This window comes from Aquirhabdus parva (genome assembly GCF_003351745.1).
In the GTDB taxonomy this organism is placed as follows: domain Bacteria; phylum Pseudomonadota; class Gammaproteobacteria; order Pseudomonadales; family Moraxellaceae; genus Aquirhabdus; species Aquirhabdus parva.
The window spans coordinates 751,701-772,025 of record NZ_CP031222.1 but is presented as its reverse complement, the minus strand read 5'-3'; the positions used below and the strand labels follow the sequence as shown (position 1 = coordinate 772,025).

Annotated in this window: 17 protein-coding genes and 2 pseudogenes; 13 read left to right on the top strand and 6 right to left on the bottom strand. The window is 46.3% G+C overall.

The window, feature by feature from the left end; genetic code table 11:
* The first annotated feature begins 207 nt into the window (after positions 1-207).
* From HYN46_RS03445 to HYN46_RS03415, 7 genes are all read left to right on the top strand, one after another.
* Entirely contained in the window at positions 208-1,866 is a 1,659-nt protein-coding gene (locus tag HYN46_RS03445) for a phospholipase C (RefSeq protein ID WP_114898111.1), read from the top strand.
* Between the two features lie 239 nt (positions 1,867-2,105).
* Positions 2,106-3,485: a cytochrome-c peroxidase gene (locus tag HYN46_RS03440; protein ID WP_210009342.1), complete on the top strand. Its 1,380-nt coding sequence runs from the start codon at positions 2,106-2,108 to the stop codon at positions 3,483-3,485.
* A 534-nt stretch (positions 3,486-4,019) separates the two neighbouring features.
* On the top strand, positions 4,020-4,994 hold the full coding sequence (locus HYN46_RS03435; protein WP_114900569.1) for an ABC transporter substrate-binding protein: 975 nt from the start codon (positions 4,020-4,022) through the stop codon (positions 4,992-4,994).
* Positions 4,995-5,047: 53 nt separating this feature from the next.
* A complete protein-coding gene (locus tag HYN46_RS03430) occupies positions 5,048-6,085 on the top strand; it encodes an aromatic ring-hydroxylating dioxygenase subunit alpha (protein WP_114898110.1) in 1,038 nt (345 codons plus the stop codon).
* Positions 6,082-6,897 (top strand): ABC transporter ATP-binding protein, encoded by an 816-nt coding sequence (locus HYN46_RS03425; protein WP_210009338.1) that lies wholly within the window; start codon positions 6,082-6,084, stop codon positions 6,895-6,897. The genes HYN46_RS03430 and HYN46_RS03425 overlap by 4 nt, the downstream gene beginning before the upstream one ends.
* Before the next feature lie 12 nt (positions 6,898-6,909).
* Positions 6,910-7,737 (top strand): ABC transporter permease, encoded by an 828-nt coding sequence (locus HYN46_RS03420; RefSeq protein ID WP_114898108.1) that lies wholly within the window; start codon positions 6,910-6,912, stop codon positions 7,735-7,737.
* 17 nt (positions 7,738-7,754) lie between these two features.
* Positions 7,755-9,197: an amidohydrolase family protein gene (locus HYN46_RS03415; RefSeq protein ID WP_114898107.1), complete on the top strand. Its 1,443-nt coding sequence runs from the start codon at positions 7,755-7,757 to the stop codon at positions 9,195-9,197.
* Between the two features lie 213 nt (positions 9,198-9,410).
* Here the strand turns inward: HYN46_RS03415 and HYN46_RS03410 are convergent, their stop codons facing one another.
* A complete protein-coding gene (locus HYN46_RS03410) occupies positions 9,411-10,073 on the bottom strand; it encodes a sterol desaturase family protein (protein WP_114898106.1) in 663 nt (220 codons plus the stop codon).
* 151 nt (positions 10,074-10,224) lie between these two features.
* On the opposite strand from HYN46_RS03410, the gene HYN46_RS03405 reads away from it, so the two are divergent.
* Complete coding sequence (locus HYN46_RS03405) at positions 10,225-11,208, top strand: AraC family transcriptional regulator (RefSeq protein WP_162818078.1); 984 nt, start codon at positions 10,225-10,227, stop codon at positions 11,206-11,208.
* Positions 11,209-11,252: 44 nt separating this feature from the next.
* Here HYN46_RS03405 and HYN46_RS03400 read toward each other — a convergent pair whose 3' ends face one another.
* Positions 11,253-11,516, bottom strand: a complete 264-nt coding sequence (locus HYN46_RS03400; protein WP_228254875.1) for a SlyX family protein — start codon at positions 11,514-11,516, stop codon at positions 11,253-11,255.
* A 113-nt stretch (positions 11,517-11,629) separates the two neighbouring features.
* Between HYN46_RS03400 and HYN46_RS03395 the strand changes: the two are divergent.
* From HYN46_RS03395 to lpxL, 4 genes and pseudogenes are all read left to right on the top strand, one after another.
* A pseudogene (locus HYN46_RS03395) lies at positions 11,630-13,213 on the top strand (ATP-binding cassette domain-containing protein); the annotation flags it as partial.
* An 81-nt stretch (positions 13,214-13,294) separates the two neighbouring features.
* Positions 13,295-13,531, top strand: a pseudogene (locus HYN46_RS17595) (ABC transporter C-terminal domain-containing protein); the annotation flags it as partial.
* 6 nt (positions 13,532-13,537) lie between these two features.
* Positions 13,538-14,485 (top strand): hypothetical protein, encoded by a 948-nt coding sequence (locus tag HYN46_RS03390; protein ID WP_114898103.1) that lies wholly within the window; start codon positions 13,538-13,540, stop codon positions 14,483-14,485.
* 82 nt (positions 14,486-14,567) lie between these two features.
* Entirely contained in the window at positions 14,568-15,527 is a 960-nt protein-coding gene (lpxL, locus tag HYN46_RS03385) for an LpxL/LpxP family Kdo(2)-lipid IV(A) lauroyl/palmitoleoyl acyltransferase (RefSeq protein WP_114900567.1), read from the top strand.
* Positions 15,528-15,551: 24 nt separating this feature from the next.
* On the opposite strand, the gene HYN46_RS03380 is transcribed toward lpxL, so the two are convergent.
* Entirely contained in the window at positions 15,552-16,808 is a 1,257-nt protein-coding gene (locus HYN46_RS03380; RefSeq protein ID WP_114898102.1) for a TIGR03862 family flavoprotein, read from the bottom strand.
* Positions 16,809-17,032: 224 nt separating this feature from the next.
* Between HYN46_RS03380 and ygfZ the strand changes: the two genes are divergently transcribed.
* Positions 17,033-17,770: a CAF17-like 4Fe-4S cluster assembly/insertion protein YgfZ gene (ygfZ, locus tag HYN46_RS03375; RefSeq protein ID WP_114898101.1), complete on the top strand. Its 738-nt coding sequence runs from the start codon at positions 17,033-17,035 to the stop codon at positions 17,768-17,770.
* Positions 17,771-17,849: 79 nt separating this feature from the next.
* On the opposite strand, the gene HYN46_RS03370 is transcribed toward ygfZ, so the two are convergent.
* The 3 genes from HYN46_RS03370 to HYN46_RS03360 form a co-directional block, all read right to left on the bottom strand.
* Entirely contained in the window at positions 17,850-19,022 is a 1,173-nt protein-coding gene (locus tag HYN46_RS03370; RefSeq protein ID WP_114898100.1) for a branched-chain amino acid ABC transporter substrate-binding protein, read from the bottom strand.
* A gap of 141 nt (positions 19,023-19,163) precedes the next feature.
* Complete coding sequence (locus HYN46_RS03365; RefSeq protein WP_210009337.1) at positions 19,164-19,799, bottom strand: class I SAM-dependent methyltransferase; 636 nt, start codon at positions 19,797-19,799, stop codon at positions 19,164-19,166.
* Between the two features lie 115 nt (positions 19,800-19,914).
* Positions 19,915-20,250 (bottom strand): YegP family protein, encoded by a 336-nt coding sequence (locus HYN46_RS03360; protein ID WP_114898098.1) that lies wholly within the window; start codon positions 20,248-20,250, stop codon positions 19,915-19,917.
* Positions 20,251-20,325: the final 75 nt, after the last annotated feature.

The following is a 20,325-nucleotide window of genomic DNA, read 5'->3' as shown; positions in this document are numbered from 1 at the left end:
AAATGCGATCAACGAGACGCCTGCTTTCTAGTGCCATATAGCCTCAATCTGAATAAGTACGTGAGCTCGCTAAAGTATGCGCCAGTGAAGGTACTCCAACAAAAACTTCATCATTTAAAGCGAGTTCATACTTTCATAGGAAGGACGTGAATTATGAGTCTTTTTAGATGATTGAGATTTATGTCAAAACACTACCGGGGATCCACTATGTTTCGTCATTCATGCTTAACTCTGGCATTAACGAGTACGTTGATGCTTAGCGCTTGTGGAGGAGGGGGTGATGATGCACCTGTTCTGACGCCAGAAGACAGTGCGGCAACCACCACACCGATCAAACACGTCGTCGTTATTTTCCAAGAGAACGTTTCCTTTGATCATTACTTTGGCACGTATCCTAAAGCGGCTAATATTGCTGGTGAGCCAGCATTTACAGCACTCGCTGGAACCCCAGCAATTGATGGTTTAAGTGGTTCTTTGCTGACTGCTAACCCAAACCTCAATCCTGCAAATGGCAAGGGTGCGGCAAACCCATTCCGTCTAGACCGCAGTCAGGCAGCAACCCAAGATCAGAATCATGCCTACCCTGCAGAACAATTCGCCTATAACAATGGTGCGATGGATTTATTTCCTAAAAACACAGGAACAGGCTCGACTGGTGCGGCTGGCGCCTTCGGTACCAATGGTCAAGTCATGGGTTACTACGACGGAAATACTGTGACGGCTTTGTGGAACTACGCCCAACACTATGCGATGAGTGATAACTCCTATAGCACTACTTTTGGTCCCTCAACCCCTGGCGCGATTAATCTGATTTCAGGTCAAACCAATGGTGCGGTTCCCGATAAAGGTCTGGATCTTGCTGCTGATGGCACACGTGATGAATATACCGATCAAAACGGTCTACTAGCTGCAACATTAGTGCCTGATGGCAATAACGGATGGACCGTCGCAGACGATGAAGATCCAGCTGGAGATGTCTGTTCAAGCAACTACACCTTCCATATGACGGGTAAAAACGTGGGCGATCTGCTCAATGCCAAGAATATTTCTTGGGGCTTTTTCTCTGGCGGATTTGATCTCACTCAAACCAACAGCAACGGCACAACTGGCTGTAAACGCTCGACAACCTCAAGCGTAACCAATGTCAAAAAAGTGGATTACATTCCTCATCATCAGCCTTTCCAATACTATGCATCCACTGCCAACCTCAACCATACACGCCCAAGCAGTGTGCAGGCGATTGGTACCAGCAATGATGGTGGCGCAAATCACCAATATGACATTCATGACTTCTTCGATGCACTGAAAGCAGGCAACTTCCCTGCAGTCAGCTTCTTAAAAGCACCGGGCTACCAAGATGGTCATGCTGGCTACTCCTCTCCACTAGATGAGCAACAATTCGTCGCAAACACGATCAACACGCTGCAGCAAAATCCAGAATGGAAAAACACCCTCGTAATCGTGATGTATGATGACTCAGATGGTTGGTATGACCACAAAGCCTCCATAGTTAATGGTTCAAATATCCATGCAGCAAACTATGACCCACTGAACAAATGTACCTCTGCAAGTACTCCAGTCTTGGCCGGCGTAGATGGCAAAACTGCGGCACAAGGTCGTTGTGGTTATGGTCCACGTCAACCGCTCTTGGTTATCTCTCCATACGCTAAACAGAACTATGTCGATCACACCTTGACCGATCAGACCTCAACCTTGAAATTTATTGAGGACAACTGGCTGGGTGGACAACGCATCGCCGGTTCTTTTGACAGCATTGCAGGCAGTATTACCAACATGCTGAACTTCGCAGCGTCGCCCAATACCAGCCCATACACGCTAGATCCCTCAACAGGTCTGCCACAGTAAACGGATCACTACGGGAATAGCCACTGGTTATTCCCGTAGTCGAACCCGTATGCAATGTAAGGTGGATGATTGAAACATTGATCTTTCATACTTGCATTGCATACAGTTATGTCTTTCTTAATCATCAAATAATATTGAAAAATATGAGTCTTAGTGTGAACAATGTACTTCTTACGTTTGTATATCCATTGAAAAAATCTATAAAAAATAATGATATGCAGTGTATAAATGACACTTTGGTGCCTACAGGGTTCGCGATGGCATGTATGCTCGTATTGGGTTTATTAAGCGGATGTGACTCACACCATAACCCCGATCAATCCTCGGCATCCTCTTCAACCCAGCCGTCATCCCCTATCACACCTCCTCCATTGAGTGTGATGGCACAGATTGGCCAGAAACTCTTCTTCGACCCCTCACTATCTGCTTCTGGAAAACTGTCCTGTGCAAGTTGCCACAGTCCTGAACATGCGTTTGGTCCCGCAAACGGACTCACCGCGCAATTCGGCGGAGAAAGTTTAGATCGTCAAGGCGCTCGCGCTGTTCCTAATCTGACCTATTCCCGAGAAACACCGAACTTCACGATTGGCATAGACGATGACTCGGGGACTGAACAACGCGTTCCACCCTCTCCAGTACATGGAAACATCCAAGCAGTCCTTGGTGCAGTACCCGCGCCCAACCCGCTTAAACTGGCGAAGACACCAACCACTCAAGCAAAATCCGCAAATAGCGCCCCAAACCTGAGCGCCATGATTCCACAAGGGGGATTCTTTTGGGATGGCCGTGCCAATACTCTGCAGGGTCAAGCTTTAGGTCCACTGCTCAACCCTCTAGAAATGGCCAACCCTTCGCCCCAAGCGTTAATCAAAAAAATCAAGAAACTCAGCTACGTCAAAGCACTTGCAGAACTTGCCGGTCCAAGCGCAATGACCAATGACAACCTTTTGCTTTCTGAAGCCCTCTTCGCGATCTCACGCTATCAGACTGAGTCACCAAGTTTTGCAGCCTACACCAGTAAATACGATTTTTACTTACAAGGTAAAACACAACTGAGCGCTGCCGAAAAACATGGGTTAGATCTATTCAATGCACCAGACAAAGGCAATTGCGCAGCATGCCATCTCGATAAACCAAGCGCTGAGGGCCGCCCCCCTTTATTTACCGATTACCAGTATGAGGCACTAGGCGTTCCTCGCAACATGACCATTAAAGCCAATCAAAATACCCATTACTATGATCTCGGAATCTGTGGGCCGACACGTCAGGATGACTATGCAAAGCAGCCAACAAACTGTGGTTTATTCAAAACCCCTTCCCTACGCAATGTCGCTATGCGTCAAACCTTTTTCCATAATGGCATCTATCACAATCTCACTGATGTGCTGCACTTTTATGTGAATCGGGATATCCATCCAGAATTGGTCTACCCCAAACTCGCCAATGGCCATATTGATAAATTTAACGATCTGCCGCAAAAGTACCAACAGAATATCGATTTCACCGATGCACCCTTTAACCGAAAAATAGGAGATACCGCAGTACTTAATGACAGCGAAATTCAAGATGTTGTTGCGTTCCTCAAAACATTGAATGACGGATATCAGTTACCGCATTAAATCCTATTACGAACACATCGAAGTCATATGCACACTTTAAGAGCACTTTTCGATCAGCAAGTGCTCTATTAGGACAGAAGCAGCCAGAAAATACGCGGATCGATCTCTAAGGTAGGAACAAGCTGCAACAAATTTTAATTAAAATATATAATTATAAAAAATAATGCATTTGGCACTAGTTTTGCTTTATTCATCCTTGAGTAGAAGCAGCTAGCGTCCAACAGTCCTTGTTGGCTCCGTGGGGCATTGCTCTTAGGACGTAACGTACGTCCACATCAATATCCGTTGATGTTTGAACTAAACCATCTTGGTTTCGTCAATAAGGAGCGCAAAATGCCTGACTACGATCATCGTTTTTTAGTTTCTCTTTTGCATATTTTTAACATACTTACTGCATTGTCTTGTACATGTAGTCGCTGTGTTCGCTCCCTCCTTATTCTGACTCCCAGCCAAAAACCTCATCATCGTATCCCTTTCGGAGGATTACCTATGCGTGCTTTCTCACTTTTTCCTAAATTTCCTCAAATCAAAGCTATGCGTGCTCTAAAAGCTACATCTTTGTTGCTGATCTCCAGCACAGCGCTCTCTTCAGGTGCTTTCGCTGCAGATAAAGTCACATTGCTGACAAACTGGTATGCACAAGCAGAACATGGTGGTTTTTATCAGGCCGTTGCGACGGGGATTTATCAAAAGTACGGACTTGACGTCACGATAAAAATGGGCGGACCTCAAGTTAATGGCATACAGCTTCTGGCAGCTCATCAAGCGGATTTTATTCTGAGCTATGATTTTCAGGTTCTATCCAGCGCGGAAGCTGGCATTCCTGTCACGACAATAGCCACATCGTTTCAATATGATCCCCAAGGATTGATGACTCACACGGATATTGCCGGTCTGGATGGACTTAAAAATAAAACCATTCTGGTGGCGGGTAACAACATGACCAGTTGGTGGCCATGGTTAAAAGAAAAGTATGGCTATAGTGATGCGCAAGTCCGTCCTTATACCTTTAACTTGCAACCTTTCTTTGTCAACCCTGATGTCGCAATTCAAGCCTACCCGTCTTCTGAGCCATTTCAAGCTGAACAAGCGCATACCAAGACCAAATTCTTCCTGTTTGCGGATCAAGGTTACCCTCCTTATAGCGCCACGATTGTAGCGATGCAGGACACACTCAAAAGCAAGCCCGATGTTGCAGCAAAATTTGTAAAGGCCTCTATGGAAGGATGGAAAAGTTATTTCAACAATCCTGCTCCAGCCAATGCCTTAATCAAAAAAGAAAACCCTCAGATGACTGATGCTCAACTGGCTTTCGGTGTCGCGCAATTAAAAAAATTGAAGCTGGTGACTGGCGGGGATGCGGCTACACAAGGCATTGGCGTAATGACAGATGCGCGCTGGAAGCAGACAGCAGATTACATGGTGAGAGCCAAATTACTCAAACCTACGACAGACTACCACAAGGCTTATACATTGAAATTTATTAAAGATACCAAGGTATTACCTTAATTAAACCCAACTCAAACTACTTATTTTATTCAATTTATGATATGGGGCTCACGATGTTAGTGACTAAACAAAAAGTTTTACGCCGATTTTGGTATGCCATTATGCCGATGTCTCAACTGGATGACGGTCCTCAACCATTTACTTTGCTTGGTGAGGCAATCGTTCTTTGGAAAGGTGCCGATGGAAAACCCCATGCGCTTCGCGATCGCTGCTGTCATCGTACAGCCAAACTTTCAAAAGGCTTTGTCGACCCTGATGGTAATATTTCATGTGGCTATCATGGCTGGACTTACGATTGCTCAGGTCAATGCGTCAGGATTCCGCAAAATAACAACAATGCCATTCCTTCACGTGCCGTCATACCCGCTTATCACTGTGAAGAACGCTATGGATATGCTTGGGTTGCACTTGAAGATCCGTTGCAACCCATTCCTCAATTCCCCGAGGAAGGTGCCCAAGGATTCCGGCGGATTCTACAGTTCTATGAGCGCTGGAACACAAGCCCGCTCCGGATGATGGAAAACTCTTTCGACAACTCCCATTTTAGTTTTGTTCACAAATCCAACTTTGGACTTTTTAACAATCCTACCCCCTCCAAATATGAATTTAGACCACAAGAGTGGGGCTTTGAGGCGGAGACTCTGGTGCCAGTTCGCAATCCTATAGCGAGTCATCGGATCACTGGATCTACGCAAGAGATTACTCAACGTCATTTGATTAATCGTTGGTATATGCCTTTTTCACGTCGCTTTGGTTGCGTTTACCCGGAGAGCGGCATTCATCACATCATCTATAACTGTGCAACACCTATTGATGATCAAACACTCATGCTGTCCCAGTGGCTCTATCGCAATGACTCAGAGGAATCTTGTTCAACCCAAGAATTGATTGATTGGGATCGACCGATTACCGATGAAGATCGCGATATTCTCGAAGCCACTGATTACGATGCCTGTATCGATACGACACGTCAACAAGAGTGCCATATGGAGTCAGATCAACCGGGTCTCTTGATGAGACGGATGCTCATGAAGCTCCTCACTGATCATGGCGAGAAAGAAATTTTTCGTGGCAGTTCGGAGGATGCATGATGGAAACGATTAAAAGTTCTGGTGAAATCTTACCCATCCCTGCACTGTCCGCGCAATCAATCGATATGCGCTATCCCAACGGCACCGTGGCATTGGATAATGTCAATCTGAGCATTCAATCGGGAGAGTTTATTTCCTTACTGGGTCCTTCAGGGTGTGGCAAGAGCACATTACTCAAAATGTTTGCTGGTCTAGAGAGTCCCACTAAAGGCCAACTGAATTGGTGGGGACAAACCTTTGACACAACAGGATCAACCAATGGCTGGCGAATTTCTATGGTCTTTCAGGAACCAACCCTGATGCCATGGGCGACGATTGAAGAAAATGTTCGCTTGCCATTAGACCTTGCCAAAATTCCCAGACTGCGGGCCAATCAACTTGTTGCCGAAGCACTTGAAGGTGTGGGTCTGAGCAAATTTGGTAAAGCCCTGCCAAGAGAGCTATCCGGTGGCATGCAGATGCGTGCATCACTGGCTCGCGCCATTGTCACCAAGCCGGATCTATTACTGCTGGATGAGCCCTTCGGAGCGCTGGATGAGTTCACGCGTAATCGGCTGGATAGTGATCTACGAGAATTATGGCGGAAGAACAAAATGACGGTCGTCTTCGTTACGCACAGTATCTATGAGGCTGTTTTCATCTCAAGTCGTGTCGTTGTCATGCAAGCACGTCCGGGAAAAATCATTGCCAACATGCCTATCGAAGGTCCTATTGAACGAGATGCAACCTATCGTATTTCTGATCCGTTTATTCAACAGTGTAAAACGCTTTCAGAATTGATTGCATATGCGCATCAAACCGGTGTTGTTTAAGGAGAAATTCTCATGATTAATGATGCCTCTGTTATTCAACCCAATATAGATAAACGCACATCCATAGCCTCTCATCTCGGTTTTAAGATACTTGCACCGGTTGTGGTCGGATTCATCTTTCTGATCATATGGCAAATGACCTGTGTACTGATGGATGTCCCGACCTATCTCGTTCCTACACCTACGGTCATCGCAGTACAGCTTTTTCAGGATGCACCACTTTTATTAGGCAGTCTGGGCGCGACGCTTAAAATTACATTGTTGGCATTTCTCTGTGCAACCATTTTAGGGGTTGCGATTGCATTGCTGTTTGTCCAAAGCCCACTCATTGAAGCCAGCCTATTTCCTTACGCGATCTTATTGCAGGTAACCCCAATTGTAGCGATAGCACCCTTAATTATCATCTGGGTCAAAAATATGACAGCGGCATTGGTACTGTGTGCCATGTTGGTTGCTCTGTTTCCAATTATCTCCAATACAATTCTTGGCCTTAGAAGCGTAAACCCAGGACTAACCAATCTTTTCCGCATCAATCGTGCAAGTCGCTGGCAGACTTTGGTTCGATTACGGATACCCAGTGCATTGCCGTACTTCTTTGGCGGTTTGCGTATTTCTAGTGGGCTTTCGCTAATAGGTGCGGTTGTCGCCGAGTTTGTTGCGGGTACTGGTGGTAGTGGTGCAGGTCTTGCCTATCAGATTCTTCAAGCAGGTTTTCAACTCAATATTCCTCGTCTCTTCGCCGCGCTATTGCTGATCACGCTGACAGGAATTGTCCTTTTTGGCATCACCGATTGGATTGCTCGAATATTTCTACGCGGCTGGCACGAAAGCCAACTCTAAAGACAAGGACAACAGATATGTCATCAGCAGCTCAACACACCATCCTCATCAGAAATGCGGCGGCTATCATGACGGGAGCACGACCGCTTGATGGTTTCCCCACCCGCATTTCTGGGCCTGATATCCGTATTCGTGGAGAAATCATTGAAGCCATAGGACAGTTATCCCCTCTGCCCAATGAAAAGATCATTGATGCAACGGATTGTGTCGTCTATCCCGCTTGGGTCAATACCCATCACCACCTCTTTCAGTCTTTACTGAAAGGCGATCCTTTGGGTATTAATGCGTCATTGACAGAATGGCTAGCGACGACACCTTATCGTTTCCGAGCATCATTTAATGAACAGCGTTTTCGACTTGCAGTCCGTCTTGGCATGATTGAGCTGATTCGCTCGGGATGTACAACCATTGCAGATCACAACTATGTGTACTATCCGCAAATGTCATTTGACAGTTCAGCGATTTTGTTCGAGGAAGCAGAGAAGCTTGGGATTCGCTTTGTGCTATTACGCGGGGGCGCTACCCAAACCCGTCAACTAGAAGCAGACTTACCATCTGCATTACGTCCCGAGACAATTGACTCTTTTATTTCGGACATCGAGCGTCTCACGGCTCAATATCACGACCCATCCCCACGTGCGATGCAGCGCATCGTCATGGCACCAACGACCGTACTGTATTGTATTTCGCCTCACGAGATGCGCCAAACCGCGGCGGCAGCTCGTCGGCTTGGTTTACGCATGCATAGCCATTTGTCAGAAACCGTTGGTTATCAGGATAGCGCTTATCAAATGTACCAAAAGTCTCCAGTTGCGTTCTGCGGCGAGCATGATTGGTTGGGGCCTGATGTCTGGTATGCCCATTTGGTGAAAGTTGATGCCGATGAAATTTCCATGCTGGCACAAACAGGTACAGGCGTGGCGCATTGCCCACAAAGCAACGGCAGACTTGGCAGCGGCATCAGCCCGGTCAGTGATATGGCAAAGAGAGGTGTTCCGATCTCCATTGGTGTTGATGGTGCAGCATCCAATGAAGCCGCCGATATGATCTCAGAAGTCCACATGACTTGGCTGGCTCAAAGAGCTCGGTTGGGCATGGATGCGCTGCCTAACTTTCGTGGGGGTTCTTATGAAGGTGGGGCAAATGCAGCCAGTGTAGAAGATGTGATTCATTGGGGAACCGCAGGCGGTGCTCAAATTCTGGGACTTCCCGAAGTGGGGCAAATTGCATCGGGTTATTCTGCAGATATCGCAGTTTATCGACTGGATGACCCGCGTTACTTTGGATTGCATGATCCCGCGATCGGTCCTGTGGTTTCAGGTGGGCGACCTTATTTAAAAGCACTTTTCTCTGCGGGTCAGCAGATTGTCCACAACGATCAAATCAAAGATGTTGATTTAATGGAGCTTGGTTTTGAAACGCGTGCCGCCGTAAAAGCAATTCTCAATGATGTGGCTTAGATTGGCTATTTGCTGGCTTAAAAAAAAATTAAATCTATTGATCAGTTTTATAAATCGTTATTTTCATGGAGACGTCATCGACTCAAATTTTATCGATAAGATTTAACTTGTTATTTTTAAATGTTTTATTTTAAGTTATCCAAATCTCATTAACATCCTTATCCCCAACTTTTGGGGATAAGTTTTTGTTTTCATACAAACTATCAAAACGATCTACTTAGCCACAATATCCGTAGGCATCAAATCTTCTAGGCCATTACGGCGTCTGGCTTGCTCATCACGCATATTGGCATCGAGTTTGGCAAAAGCTTGCGGCGCATAACGGCGCGCCCATAGATTTAATTTATTTTCAATCACTCTTGGCAGCCTAATGCCAAGCGGGTTCGACTCCTGTAAATCAGCCGATGAAATCACACGCGTACCCATTAAATAATCAAACCAAGGTTTGGTCACACACCAGTTCGCATCTTGGTTGGTGTTCATATGGTGATCGTAATGCCAAGGTATCTTCTTTTTTCCCCATGCGGGATCAAGGTGCGACTTGCGATGGGTATTGTAATAATTCCAGCCACAATAGTAGGACGTCAATGTAAAGAACGGTGCAATCGGAAAAACTAAGGTTGTGAGACCTGCAAGAAAAATAACACCTTTGATTTCATTCCGACCGGCATCGTTTTCTAAGGGGTGCTGATAGAGCTCATCGTCACGATACTGTGCCAGACGAACACGGCGATGATGCGTCCAATGATTCTTCATCCCCAGACTATAGAACGACTTTCGCCCTCCACCGGTTTGTGGTGTGCCGTGCAAGGCGTATTTATGCATATACCACTCAATTCCATTGGCAAAAAATAACGCGACGGGAATCCCCAACATGGCTCATGTCACTCTATATCAAACGAAGTCATATCATATTGGCAGAAGTTTATCGACCAGACTTGACCACTCATTGCCATGTTTTTGACATTTCACGCCATTCGCTTTATAGTTTTTGAACAAGATGCCAACCATGGATAACAGAGCGTCAATGATGAATTCCTCGCTATATGTGAACAGCGCCCTCACGGGTATGTTGATTGATTATCTCGATGCCCAAACCGTCGACTCCGCAGTATTAAGACAGAAAATAGTGCAATACCAACACAATGATCGCATTTCAATTGTTAATTGGATAGGACTTCTTAATGAGATTGCCGCACTCACCCCTGTTCCCGCAGTCGGCTTACTCATCGGTCAACAGATCAAAGCAGCACATACAGGAATAGTGGGATATTTGGGGCTGTCTTGCAGCAGCATTGGAGAGGCTGTTTCACTGTTTGAGCGATTTGCGCGCTTGATTTATGACGTCAACTCATTGTCGATCACACTGGAAGGTCATCTGGTATCGATTAGTTGGGGTAGTGAGCATGGCACACCTGGGCAACTTGCGGATGAAACTGCGATTTCTGCATTTGCTACCATGATTCAGACGATTGCAGGTCAGGCCATGTACCCGACCAGAATTAATTTTATTAATCCTGCCCCGGCGGATAAGTCACCTTATGAACATTTTTTTCATTGTCCTGTCAGTTTTGGGGGAATTCGCACCATTGTCGAGTTCCCTGCAGACTATCTGAATATTGCACTGCAAAATCGCGATTCAAATTTGCTTCACTTGCTTGAAGGTCATGCCCAATCGTTACTCAGCACCTTGCCAAGTGACCAGTTTGAAACACAATTGAAATCGCTCCTAACGGAGATTGTTCAAAGACAAGAAGAGCCCTCTTTGGTTCATATCGCAAAGCGCATGAATACGTCTACACGCACCCTGCAACGCAAGCTCAACCAACATGACATCAAGTTTCAGGAGTTGCTCGCAAGCGTAAAGCTGGATTTATTTAATCAATATATCAAAAACGACAAATTGACCCTTTTTGAAATTGCACTTCGTTTAGGCTATTCAGAACAAAGTGCATTCACCCGTGCGGTGAAACGCTGGACTGGAGAACTCCCTAAAAACTTTAGAAAGTGATGGGAAGCGTTTGGTGTGAATAACGCACGATGAGCAAAGAATCATTAATAATGCGGCGGAACCTCAGCGGCGGCATCAAAAATCGCGATCCCTTCACCTTTATTAGCAGACTCCATACGACTATAAAGCACCTTGAATTGATCCTGTAAATCCCTCAATTGCTGTGCCTGCGCAGCAACTGTTGAATTCAAAGAGTCGAGTAAATCATCCAAAAAAGCCACGCGAATCTCGAGCGTATCGATTCTATCGCGTAAAATGATGCTTAAAGGCTCATCTAACTGGCGTTTGTCACAATGTTCGTTCATCATACCGCCCTTCACCTGATATTCAATTTAGTTTAGTTCTCAGTCTTACCGATTGATCAGTCTTGGACCGATTATATCATTGACTTAGATACCCCCCGATACGGAAAAATAGCTTCATGGCATTGCTTACTTTACGCGACATTCAATTGGCTTTTGGCGGCCCCGCTATTCTGGACGGCGCAAGTCTTTCAATTGAGCGGGGGGAGCGTGTCTGTATCATTGGCCGTAACGGCGAAGGTAAGTCTACTCTACTCAAACTGGCAAGCGGTCAGCTTCTTCCCGACAAAGGCGAAATTGCCAAGCAAGGTGGTTTACGCATCACCATGCTCGAACAAGATGTGCCGATGTCAACGGGCAAGGTTGCAGATATTGTCGCAGGCGGTGCAGGGCCTATTGCCCAAGTCTTGATTGACTATCACCACGAAAGCGAAGCCTGTGCACTGGGTGATATGGATGCCTGTGAGCGCATGAGCGACCTGCAAAGCAAACTGGACGACGGCGACGGCTGGGCGCTTGAGCGTCAAGTGGATACCATCTTGGGTAAAATGAACCTTGATGGCAATGCTGATCTTGCGGATCTATCTGGTGGTCGTAAACGTCGTGTATTGCTTGCGCGCGCACTCCTGACGCAACCTGAATTACTGCTTCTTGATGAGCCAACCAACCATTTGGATGTTGAAAGTATCGAATGGCTTGAACAATTCCTGCTGGATTGGCCGAACTTAACCCTGATGTTTATCAGCCATGACCGTGCCTTTGTCGATCGTCTGGCAACGCGTATTGTGGAGCTGGATCGCGGCGTACTGCGCGGTTATGAAGGCAACTACGCACGATATTTAGAAATTAAAGCCCAACAGTTAGAAGCAGAAGAAAAACAAAGCGCGAACTTCGACAAGAAGCTCGCGGAAGAAGAAGTGTGGATTCGCCAAGGCATCAAGGCACGCCGTACCCGTAACGAAGGCCGTGTCCGTGCTCTTGAAGCACTGCGTGAAGAACATAAAGCACGCCGTAGCCAACAAGGTAATGTATCACTGGTCGTACAAGATGCTAACCGTTCAGGCAAGCTGGTTTTCGATATCGAGAACCTCTCTGTCGGCTTCGGCGATCGTCTATTGGTTGAAAACTTCTCAGCCATGGTCATGCGTGGTGACAAGATTGGTTTGATCGGAGACAACGGTGTCGGTAAAACCACACTGATCCGTGCCCTGCTCGGAGAAATGGAACATGGCGGTTCGGTCAAAACAGGCACGCAACTGGATGTTGCCTACTTTGACCAACTGCGTAATCAGTTGGATTTGGAAAAAACCGTGCTGGAAAACGTCAGCGAAGGTTCTGACTTTATCGAAATCAACGGTAACCGTCGTCATATCTTAAGCTACCTGCAAGACTTTCTATTCTCTCCAGCACGTGCACGGACACCTGTCAAAGCATTGTCAGGGGGTGAGCGTAACCGCTTATTGTTAGCACGTTTGCTGATTCGTCCATCCAACCTGCTGGTTCTCGACGAGCCGACCAATGATCTGGACATGGTGACACTGGAGCTGCTTGAAGAAGCCATTGCCAGCTATCCCGGCACCTTGCTTCTGATTAGTCATGACCGGGCATTTGTTGATCAAGTCGTGACCTCGACTTGGGTGTTTGATGGTAAGGGACACGTTGAAGAATATATTGGTGGTTATAAAGATTATCTTGCTCAGCGCGAAGTGCAACAGCGCATGAAAAAATTGCCTCCCGTCGCCGTAAAAGCCACATCCACTACGACAACAGCAAAACCATTACCCAAAACGGTAAAATTGAGTTATAAAGATCAAAGAGAATTAGACGGCCTGCCCGCAGTGATTGCGGCACTCGAAGCAGAACAAGCTGAATTAGAAGGCAAACTCGCCGATGGCACATGGTTTGTCACTGATGCAGCAGCGGCTACGCTTGCGTCAACGCGTTTAGCCGAGATAGAACAAAAAATACTAGATCAATTAGAGCGCTGGACGACCTTAGAGGCGGCTAGTCAAGGAGCTTAAAACAGCATGAATCACCATGGAATGGAACGCTTGCCTGTCATCAAACGTTTAGCAGGATATCGCGTAGCCAGCATATTGGTTATCGCGACCAGCGGCATACTATTGTCAAGTTGTAGTCATATGGGGCTCAGTCATCAAACCAGCCCCCAAAGTCACTACCTCTATGATGCCCCTGCACAAGCCTATACGATTGACCTCGGTGCGCAAAACTTTCGCGGGCAGGTTCGGTTGCGTGATAGCTGTACACCTGAAGGTTCAAGCTTAAATATTTACGATAATGCTGGTCGTTTCTTCCGTATTGATGCGGTAAATTTAATTAATAACCCCAATATTGTCTTGCCTGAATTTGCAGACGATACCACCACGCGCGATTTGATCTTCCGCTATTACATGGAAAAAGTGAATCCAGGGGGCCGGATTATCATTCAGCGCAACGTGAATAGTCGTATGGGCTCGTCACTTTATGCGGTGATTCAATCTGAAATTACGGTAAAAGATCTGACCCAAGATCTGAATACCACCCGTTTCATGGGTTATCTCATCACGCGTCGCGGTAATATCGGCTATGTGATTCAGCATGAGCAAAAGTTTTATCGTTCAGACCGCATGCTTGAAATTCTAGGCTTACTGGCATCCGAGATTCAGATTCCAGGTCGCTTGCCCACCAATAAAAAACAAGAAGATAATCCGATCTATATCGATCTGAAAAACTCAACACCCGCTCAAATCGAAGAATGGAAAAAAGCAGCGCAATGTGGTGAAAGCAATACAGGTAAATGGTTTAGCTTTGGCAATAGTTCTGATTCCACTGCGAAGGTTGTCGATTATTCAAATCCTGATGGCAAAGCAGATACCGCACAACCTGCGGATAAAACTGACGCACCTAAACCGTCACTGTTTCGTCGGATATTGAAATCCATCAATCCGTGGTCATCTTCTACGCCAAATCCATAAGTTTAAATGAAGCCTCATCAACTGATTGGTACACCGTGCACCAATCAGTATCTCAAAAATTCTAAAACGCGATTCTGATCTTATGAGTGTAAGTAGTACGCCTCCGTTTAAAGTCAAGTTTCTCATGCCTCAATATTGGGGAATCTGGATAGGCGTCTGTATCCTCCTGCTGCTGGCACATCTACCATGGCGTATACAGTTCAGATTAGGACGTTGGTTAGGAGAGAAGTTCTGGGCCCTCGGTGAACGCCGTAGAAGCGATACCCTGATCAATCTTGGATTATGCTTTCCAGAACTATCCGAAGCTGAACGCTATGAAATGGGAAAAGATGTTTTTAGAAATGGGGTAATTGGTTTCTTTGAAAGTCTCAGTGCGTGGTATACCCCGAAACGTTTCGACAATCAGGTCACGATTGATGGACTCCATCATCTGATTGAAGCCCAAAAACGGGGGCAAGGCATTCTACTGCTAGGCGGTCACTATACAACGCTCGATTTGGGTGGATATCTTTCTTCCTTGTTCTTTTCTGCCTATATCGTATATCGCCCACAGAACAATCCTTTACTGGAATGGCTCATCACGCGCGCGCGCTCCAATATTTTTAAACAGCAAATCGATCATGATGATATGCGGGGGTTAGTCAGTGCGCTTAAGTCTGGACAAATCGTCTGGTACTCACCTGATCAAGATTTTGGCTTAAAGCAGGGTGTCATGGCGCCTTTCTTCGGTGTCCCTGCTGCATCAGTCACCGCGCCACGGCGATTGGTTAAAGTCAATAATTCAGCGATTTTATCATTTCATTCTTATCGCCAAAATGATGAAAAACCGCATTACCATCTCACAATCACACCTGAACTGTTAAATTACCCTTCCGATGATCCTGTGATGGATGCGACACGCATCAATGATATGTTTGAAGGACTAATTCGGATTGCACCAACTCAGTGGATGTGGTTCCACCGCCGCTTTAAATCTCAACCTGAAGGGGTACTTTCACCTTACAAAAAGGCCGCAGAACAAGAGAAAGATCAATCAATCTAGGTACTAATGCTAAGACAATTCATCTTAGGCTGGTTTATGGATACCAGCCAGCCATTGATTAACACCCTGCCCTGCCCAACGACCATGGGCAAAACAAGCCGTCAACAAATATCCACCTGTTGGCGCATCCCAATCCAGCATTTCTCCTGCACAAAACACACCCGGCCACGAAATCAACATCAAGGCCTGATTAACCGCATCTTGTTTCACACCACCGGCAGTACTAATCGCCTCATCAATCGGCCGCATTCCATTCATTACAATTTTGAGTTGTTTAAGTACTTTTGCGATTTCTGTAGCATCAGTCCAAAACTCACGTGCAATAGACTCACGGACTAGCCCCGCTTTGACCCCTTCCAGCCCAATCTGACGTCTCCAAAAGCTCGATAGAGACTGCTTACCCATTGGTTTTGACAACTGCGCATACAATTGCGCTTCAGTCCGATGTGGGAATAAATCCAAGGAAAGTACAGCACTCCCCGTACGCTCTATGGATGCCCGTAAATGGCGAGATAACGCGTAGATCACCCCCCCTTCTACACCTTGCTCCGTGATAATCAAATCCCCTGATTTCTGCTCAAAGCTGCCATCCGCACGTCTTGTCGATGCAACGATCGACTTGACGGGCTCACCTGCCAAAGACTGCATAAAGAGGCTTAAATCCACCGTAAAGCCCCCATTTGAGGGGCTAAAATCCTGCGTCGCAACACCCTGTTTGATCAGCCAAGGACGCCACGTACCATCGGCGCCTAATTTTGCCCAACTGGCTCCACCCAGTGCCAAGACCACCGCATCAAACGAATAGGACTTCTCTCCCACAGGCGTAGAGAAAAACCACTGTTGATCTTCGTTGGCCCCTTCCCAACGATGGCGGAGCAGGAATTGAACCCCGCTGGCTTTCAAACGTGCAACCCATGCACGAAGCAGTGGTGCTGCCTTCATCTCAGATGGAAACACTCGTCCAGATGACCCGACAAAGGTCTCAACCCCTAAACCATGTACCCATTCGCGTAGATCATGGGGTGTGAATGCTTGCAACATCGGTCGCAGCCAATCTGGTGCATCATAACGTTGAACAAAATCATCGAAAGGTTCGCTATGACTGATATTTAGGCCGCCCTTACCTGCCATGAGGAATTTACGGCCAACCGAGGCTTTTTGCTCGAAAATTGTGACTTGATGACCTGCCGCGACTATAGATTCTGCAGCCATTAATCCCGCAGGGCCTGCACCGATAATGGCAACAGATGAAGGCTTTGATGCAGGATCTACTTTGGACATAGTTGAATTCAATAAGGTTATAGATGAAGGAAGTCTAACATTACCACCCTATAAACTGGCAAAATAGCGAACATAGGATCAAGATACCGAACTCTATTTTATCATGATTGAAGCTTGTGTTATTTTGCTTGTGTTCAATCAATTTGACCCGATATAGCAGCGATAGTATTTGAATTACCGCGTTTCGCACTCTATCTCTTATCCAAGCGCAAGGTTACCTCCCCATGTCTGCACCTACTCTCTCCTTCAGCACACTGACACTCACCGGTATCGACACCGAAAAGTTCCTGCAAGGCCAAGTTACCGTCGATGTGACCCACATCAGCGCCCATGAGTTTCGCCCGACAGCGATTTGTGATCTAAAAGGTCGTATTGCATTTGGACTTTGGCTGACACGCCACTCGGCTGAGCACATTGATATTGTGATTGCGACGGATCTACTGGATAACTTCAAGGCACATATTCGTAAATACGGTGCATTCTCTAAAATGTCGGCCTCAGATAGCCACTCTATTTTTCCCGCTATTGTGGATGGTTTAGCCGTCTTTCAGGCAGATGAGACAGCAACCACGATCATCGAATGGCAAAAAACAGCGATTGCAACAGGCGCCGCTTGGATCACCGCCAGTACAGCTGGGTTATTCCAACCACAGGAAATTCGCCTGCATCAGCGTGAGGGCGTCAACTACGATAAAGGCTGTTATTTAGGGCAAGAGATTGTCGCACGTCTTTATTTTCGCGCCAAACCGAAAGCATGGCTGCATCGCGTCGAAGGCTCAGGGGTTGTGCCACAGGCTGGGCAAAGTATTGCGCCGAATATCACTGCAGTGAATGCCGTCGCCACTTCTGATGATGGCTGGGAAGCCTTAGTGGTTGCCAAGCCTGAAGCGCTGGGTGAAGCAGGCCTAGTGATTTTAGATTTGCCAGAAGCATTGAGTGGTGATGTAGGGCGATCTGCCTAAAAGACGTTAGTTGTTTTACCATAACTTCTACATCCAAGAAAAATCAAAGGCTGAAAAACCAGCCTTTGATTTTAAAAACTTACTCCACCGTCTTTAATGGAACCCACTTCCCACCTTCAACTTTGTACAAGGTGATACTGGCTTTCTTTAAGTCGCCCTTATCATCAAAGCTAATGGTCGTAGTCACACCGGGCCAGTTCGCGTCTTTCATCTTCTCGACATAAACTTTTGGATCGATTGAGTTTGCGCGTTTCATCGCATCAACCATGACCATTACTGCATCATAGTTATAAGCCCCGTATAACTGGATTGGGCCATATTTGGCCGAAAAGCGCTTCTCAAAATCAGGACCTTTCGGTACGGATGCCAGTGGTGCACCGGGTAAGCTTGCGATGGTCCCTTCCGCATTTTTACCGGCTAGCTTCATAAACTCTGGGGTATAAATCCCATCAGCACCCATGAACTGTGCATTTAAGCCGAGGTTTCGAACCTGTTGTGCCATTGCAGCACCTTGGCCATCCATTCCAGCAAAGAACACTAGATCAGGGCTCTTGCCTTTGATACGGGTCAAAATCGCATTGAAGTCAGTTTCTTTATCGGTGGTGTACTCATGGGCAATTAAATTGCCATTTGCCGCTTTAACCGCTTTTTCAAATTCAGCAGCCAAACCCGCACCATAAGCAGTTTTATCATCAATCACTGCAATGTGTTTCACTTTCAAATCATTGACTGCGAATGTCCCTAGAGCACGGCCTTGCTGTACATCATTCGCCATGACACGGAATGCATTGCTGAAGCCTTGTTGGGTATACGTTGGGTTGGTTGCTGAAGGGCTGATTTGTACAATACCATTTTGATGATAAATACGGGATGCTGGTAAGGTGGTTGAAGAGTTCAGATGTCCAATCACCCCACTGACTTTATCATCCACCAATTGCTGGGCAACCGTCGTTGCAATCCGCGCATCAGCTTGGTCATCCACTGGGTCAAGGGTAAAGTGCGCTTTCTTGCCCGCAATCGTCACACCTTGGGTATTCAATTCATCAACCGCAAGCTGCGCACCATTTTGTGCGTCTTTTCCTAAGTGAGCTTGTGCCCCAGTCAAAGGCGCTGAGTGGCCAATTTTGACTTCCAATGTATCGCCACTGCTTGCTGAGGAATCCTTTTTACTACAACCCGCTAAAGTCAAACTTGTCGCCACAGCAACAGTCAGTGCTGTTAGCACAATTTTCTTAGAATTCAAATGATTCATATTAACCACATCCTGATGAAAGTCTTAAACAAAAAAACATAAACCACAATCTATACACGTATAAAACCAATGCAGCACGATGCCAACAGTACAGCAGGCTTCATGCCAACATCTACCCCCTTTGCCACATCCAACAAAATATTACATAGTCCACGCATCAAACGGCGTTTGATAGTTTTCTGGTTTGGTCACCAATAGCTGGCCACAAGGTTCCCCACGGGCCATGTATTTAATCTCAAAATGGGTCCGTCGTGCAGTCGTCACCTGCGTCCGCTCATAAGGCAAATACCAGACAGTGTTCAATTGTTCCTCTGCCTCATCTAAATACGCTTCAATATTACTCGCCAGCGTTAACGTTGCGCCTGTTTGCATCCGCGACAATAAAAACTGCATGAAGGGCATATTGAACCAGCGCTGTGCAGCATTCTTTGGCTCTGGATTCGGATAGAGAATAAAAACTTGTGCAAGGCTACGAGGTGGTACAGCATGAATGACCCAAGGGATAGCATCCGCATGAATCGAAGTCAGGTTTACTAAAGGCTGGATGGTATGAGACTGTTCAAATTTTTGATATTTTTCGGCGGTACGCTCAATCGCAAATAAATGTACCTCGGGATTCTGTGCAGCAAATGTTAACGCATGGAGCCCCACCCCCGCCCCAATCTCGAGTGCCACCTTCAAGCTGGAATCATCCGACAGCCGCTCAAAATAATCCGGGCGTTCAAAATCTCTTGGGGCTTTAAATACTTCAGGACGGAACATTCGCATAGGAGGCATCTTCAAAACACACATAAAAAAAGCAGGTCGATCAAACCTGCTTATTTAACCATTTTCAGCTTATCCATACCGCCTAATTTTCAAGAACGGCATCACGAAAAACCGATGATCCAGATTAAGTCGTGAGATCTTTAATCGTTTCGCTGGAACCATTAGTTTTCACGGATTCAATTCCGTTTTCACGACTGGCTTCGCTTTCATACAACTCGCTGGTACCAATCACTTGGTGATTGCCTGCTTTAAGGTTGAAATAAGGCTTTTCTGATTTACTCACGGCACGCTCATAGCGCTCATCCAGCGGGCTATTGGTCTGAACCGATTTAATCCCGTTCTCAGCTGCAGCACGTGTGGTATACAGTTCGCTTTGCAAAATGACTTGATGATTGCCTGCTTTCAATACGAAGTAGGTCTGCCCGTCTTTACTTGTTTTTAACTCAAAATATCCAGCCATGAACGTATTCCTTTTTTGATGAAAAGATTGAATGATGGGGGTATCACACTCATGCATTGTTTGTAGATTGTTTTG

What these genes read in the sequence shown, in the direction of transcription:
- HYN46_RS03445 (WP_114898111.1), top strand. Translation starts at nt 208, where the DNA reads ATGTTTCGTCATTCATGCTTAACTCTGGCATTAACGAGTACGTTGATG.
- HYN46_RS03435 (WP_114900569.1), top strand. Translation starts at nt 4,020, where the DNA reads ATGCGTGCTCTAAAAGCTACATCTTTGTTGCTGATCTCCAGCACAGCG.
- HYN46_RS03430 (WP_114898110.1), top strand. Translation starts at nt 5,048, where the DNA reads ATGTTAGTGACTAAACAAAAAGTTTTACGCCGATTTTGGTATGCCATT.
- HYN46_RS03425 (WP_210009338.1), top strand. Translation starts at nt 6,082, where the DNA reads ATGATGGAAACGATTAAAAGTTCTGGTGAAATCTTACCCATCCCTGCA.
- HYN46_RS03420 (WP_114898108.1), top strand. Translation starts at nt 6,910, where the DNA reads ATGATTAATGATGCCTCTGTTATTCAACCCAATATAGATAAACGCACA.
- HYN46_RS03415 (WP_114898107.1), top strand. Translation starts at nt 7,755, where the DNA reads ATGTCATCAGCAGCTCAACACACCATCCTCATCAGAAATGCGGCGGCT.
- HYN46_RS03410 (WP_114898106.1), bottom strand. Translation starts at nt 10,073, where the DNA reads ATGTTGGGGATTCCCGTCGCGTTATTTTTTGCCAATGGAATTGAGTGG.
- HYN46_RS03405 (WP_162818078.1), top strand. Translation starts at nt 10,225, where the DNA reads ATGATGAATTCCTCGCTATATGTGAACAGCGCCCTCACGGGTATGTTG.
- HYN46_RS03400 (WP_228254875.1), bottom strand. Translation starts at nt 11,516, where the DNA reads ATGATGAACGAACATTGTGACAAACGCCAGTTAGATGAGCCTTTAAGC.
- HYN46_RS03390 (WP_114898103.1), top strand. Translation starts at nt 13,538, where the DNA reads ATGAATCACCATGGAATGGAACGCTTGCCTGTCATCAAACGTTTAGCA.
- lpxL (WP_114900567.1), top strand. Translation starts at nt 14,568, where the DNA reads ATGAGTGTAAGTAGTACGCCTCCGTTTAAAGTCAAGTTTCTCATGCCT.
- HYN46_RS03380 (WP_114898102.1), bottom strand. Translation starts at nt 16,808, where the DNA reads ATGTCCAAAGTAGATCCTGCATCAAAGCCTTCATCTGTTGCCATTATC.
- ygfZ (WP_114898101.1), top strand. Translation starts at nt 17,033, where the DNA reads ATGTCTGCACCTACTCTCTCCTTCAGCACACTGACACTCACCGGTATC.
- HYN46_RS03370 (WP_114898100.1), bottom strand. Translation starts at nt 19,022, where the DNA reads ATGAATCATTTGAATTCTAAGAAAATTGTGCTAACAGCACTGACTGTT.
- HYN46_RS03365 (WP_210009337.1), bottom strand. Translation starts at nt 19,799, where the DNA reads ATGCCTCCTATGCGAATGTTCCGTCCTGAAGTATTTAAAGCCCCAAGA.
- HYN46_RS03360 (WP_114898098.1), bottom strand. Translation starts at nt 20,250, where the DNA reads ATGGCTGGATATTTTGAGTTAAAAACAAGTAAAGACGGGCAGACCTAC.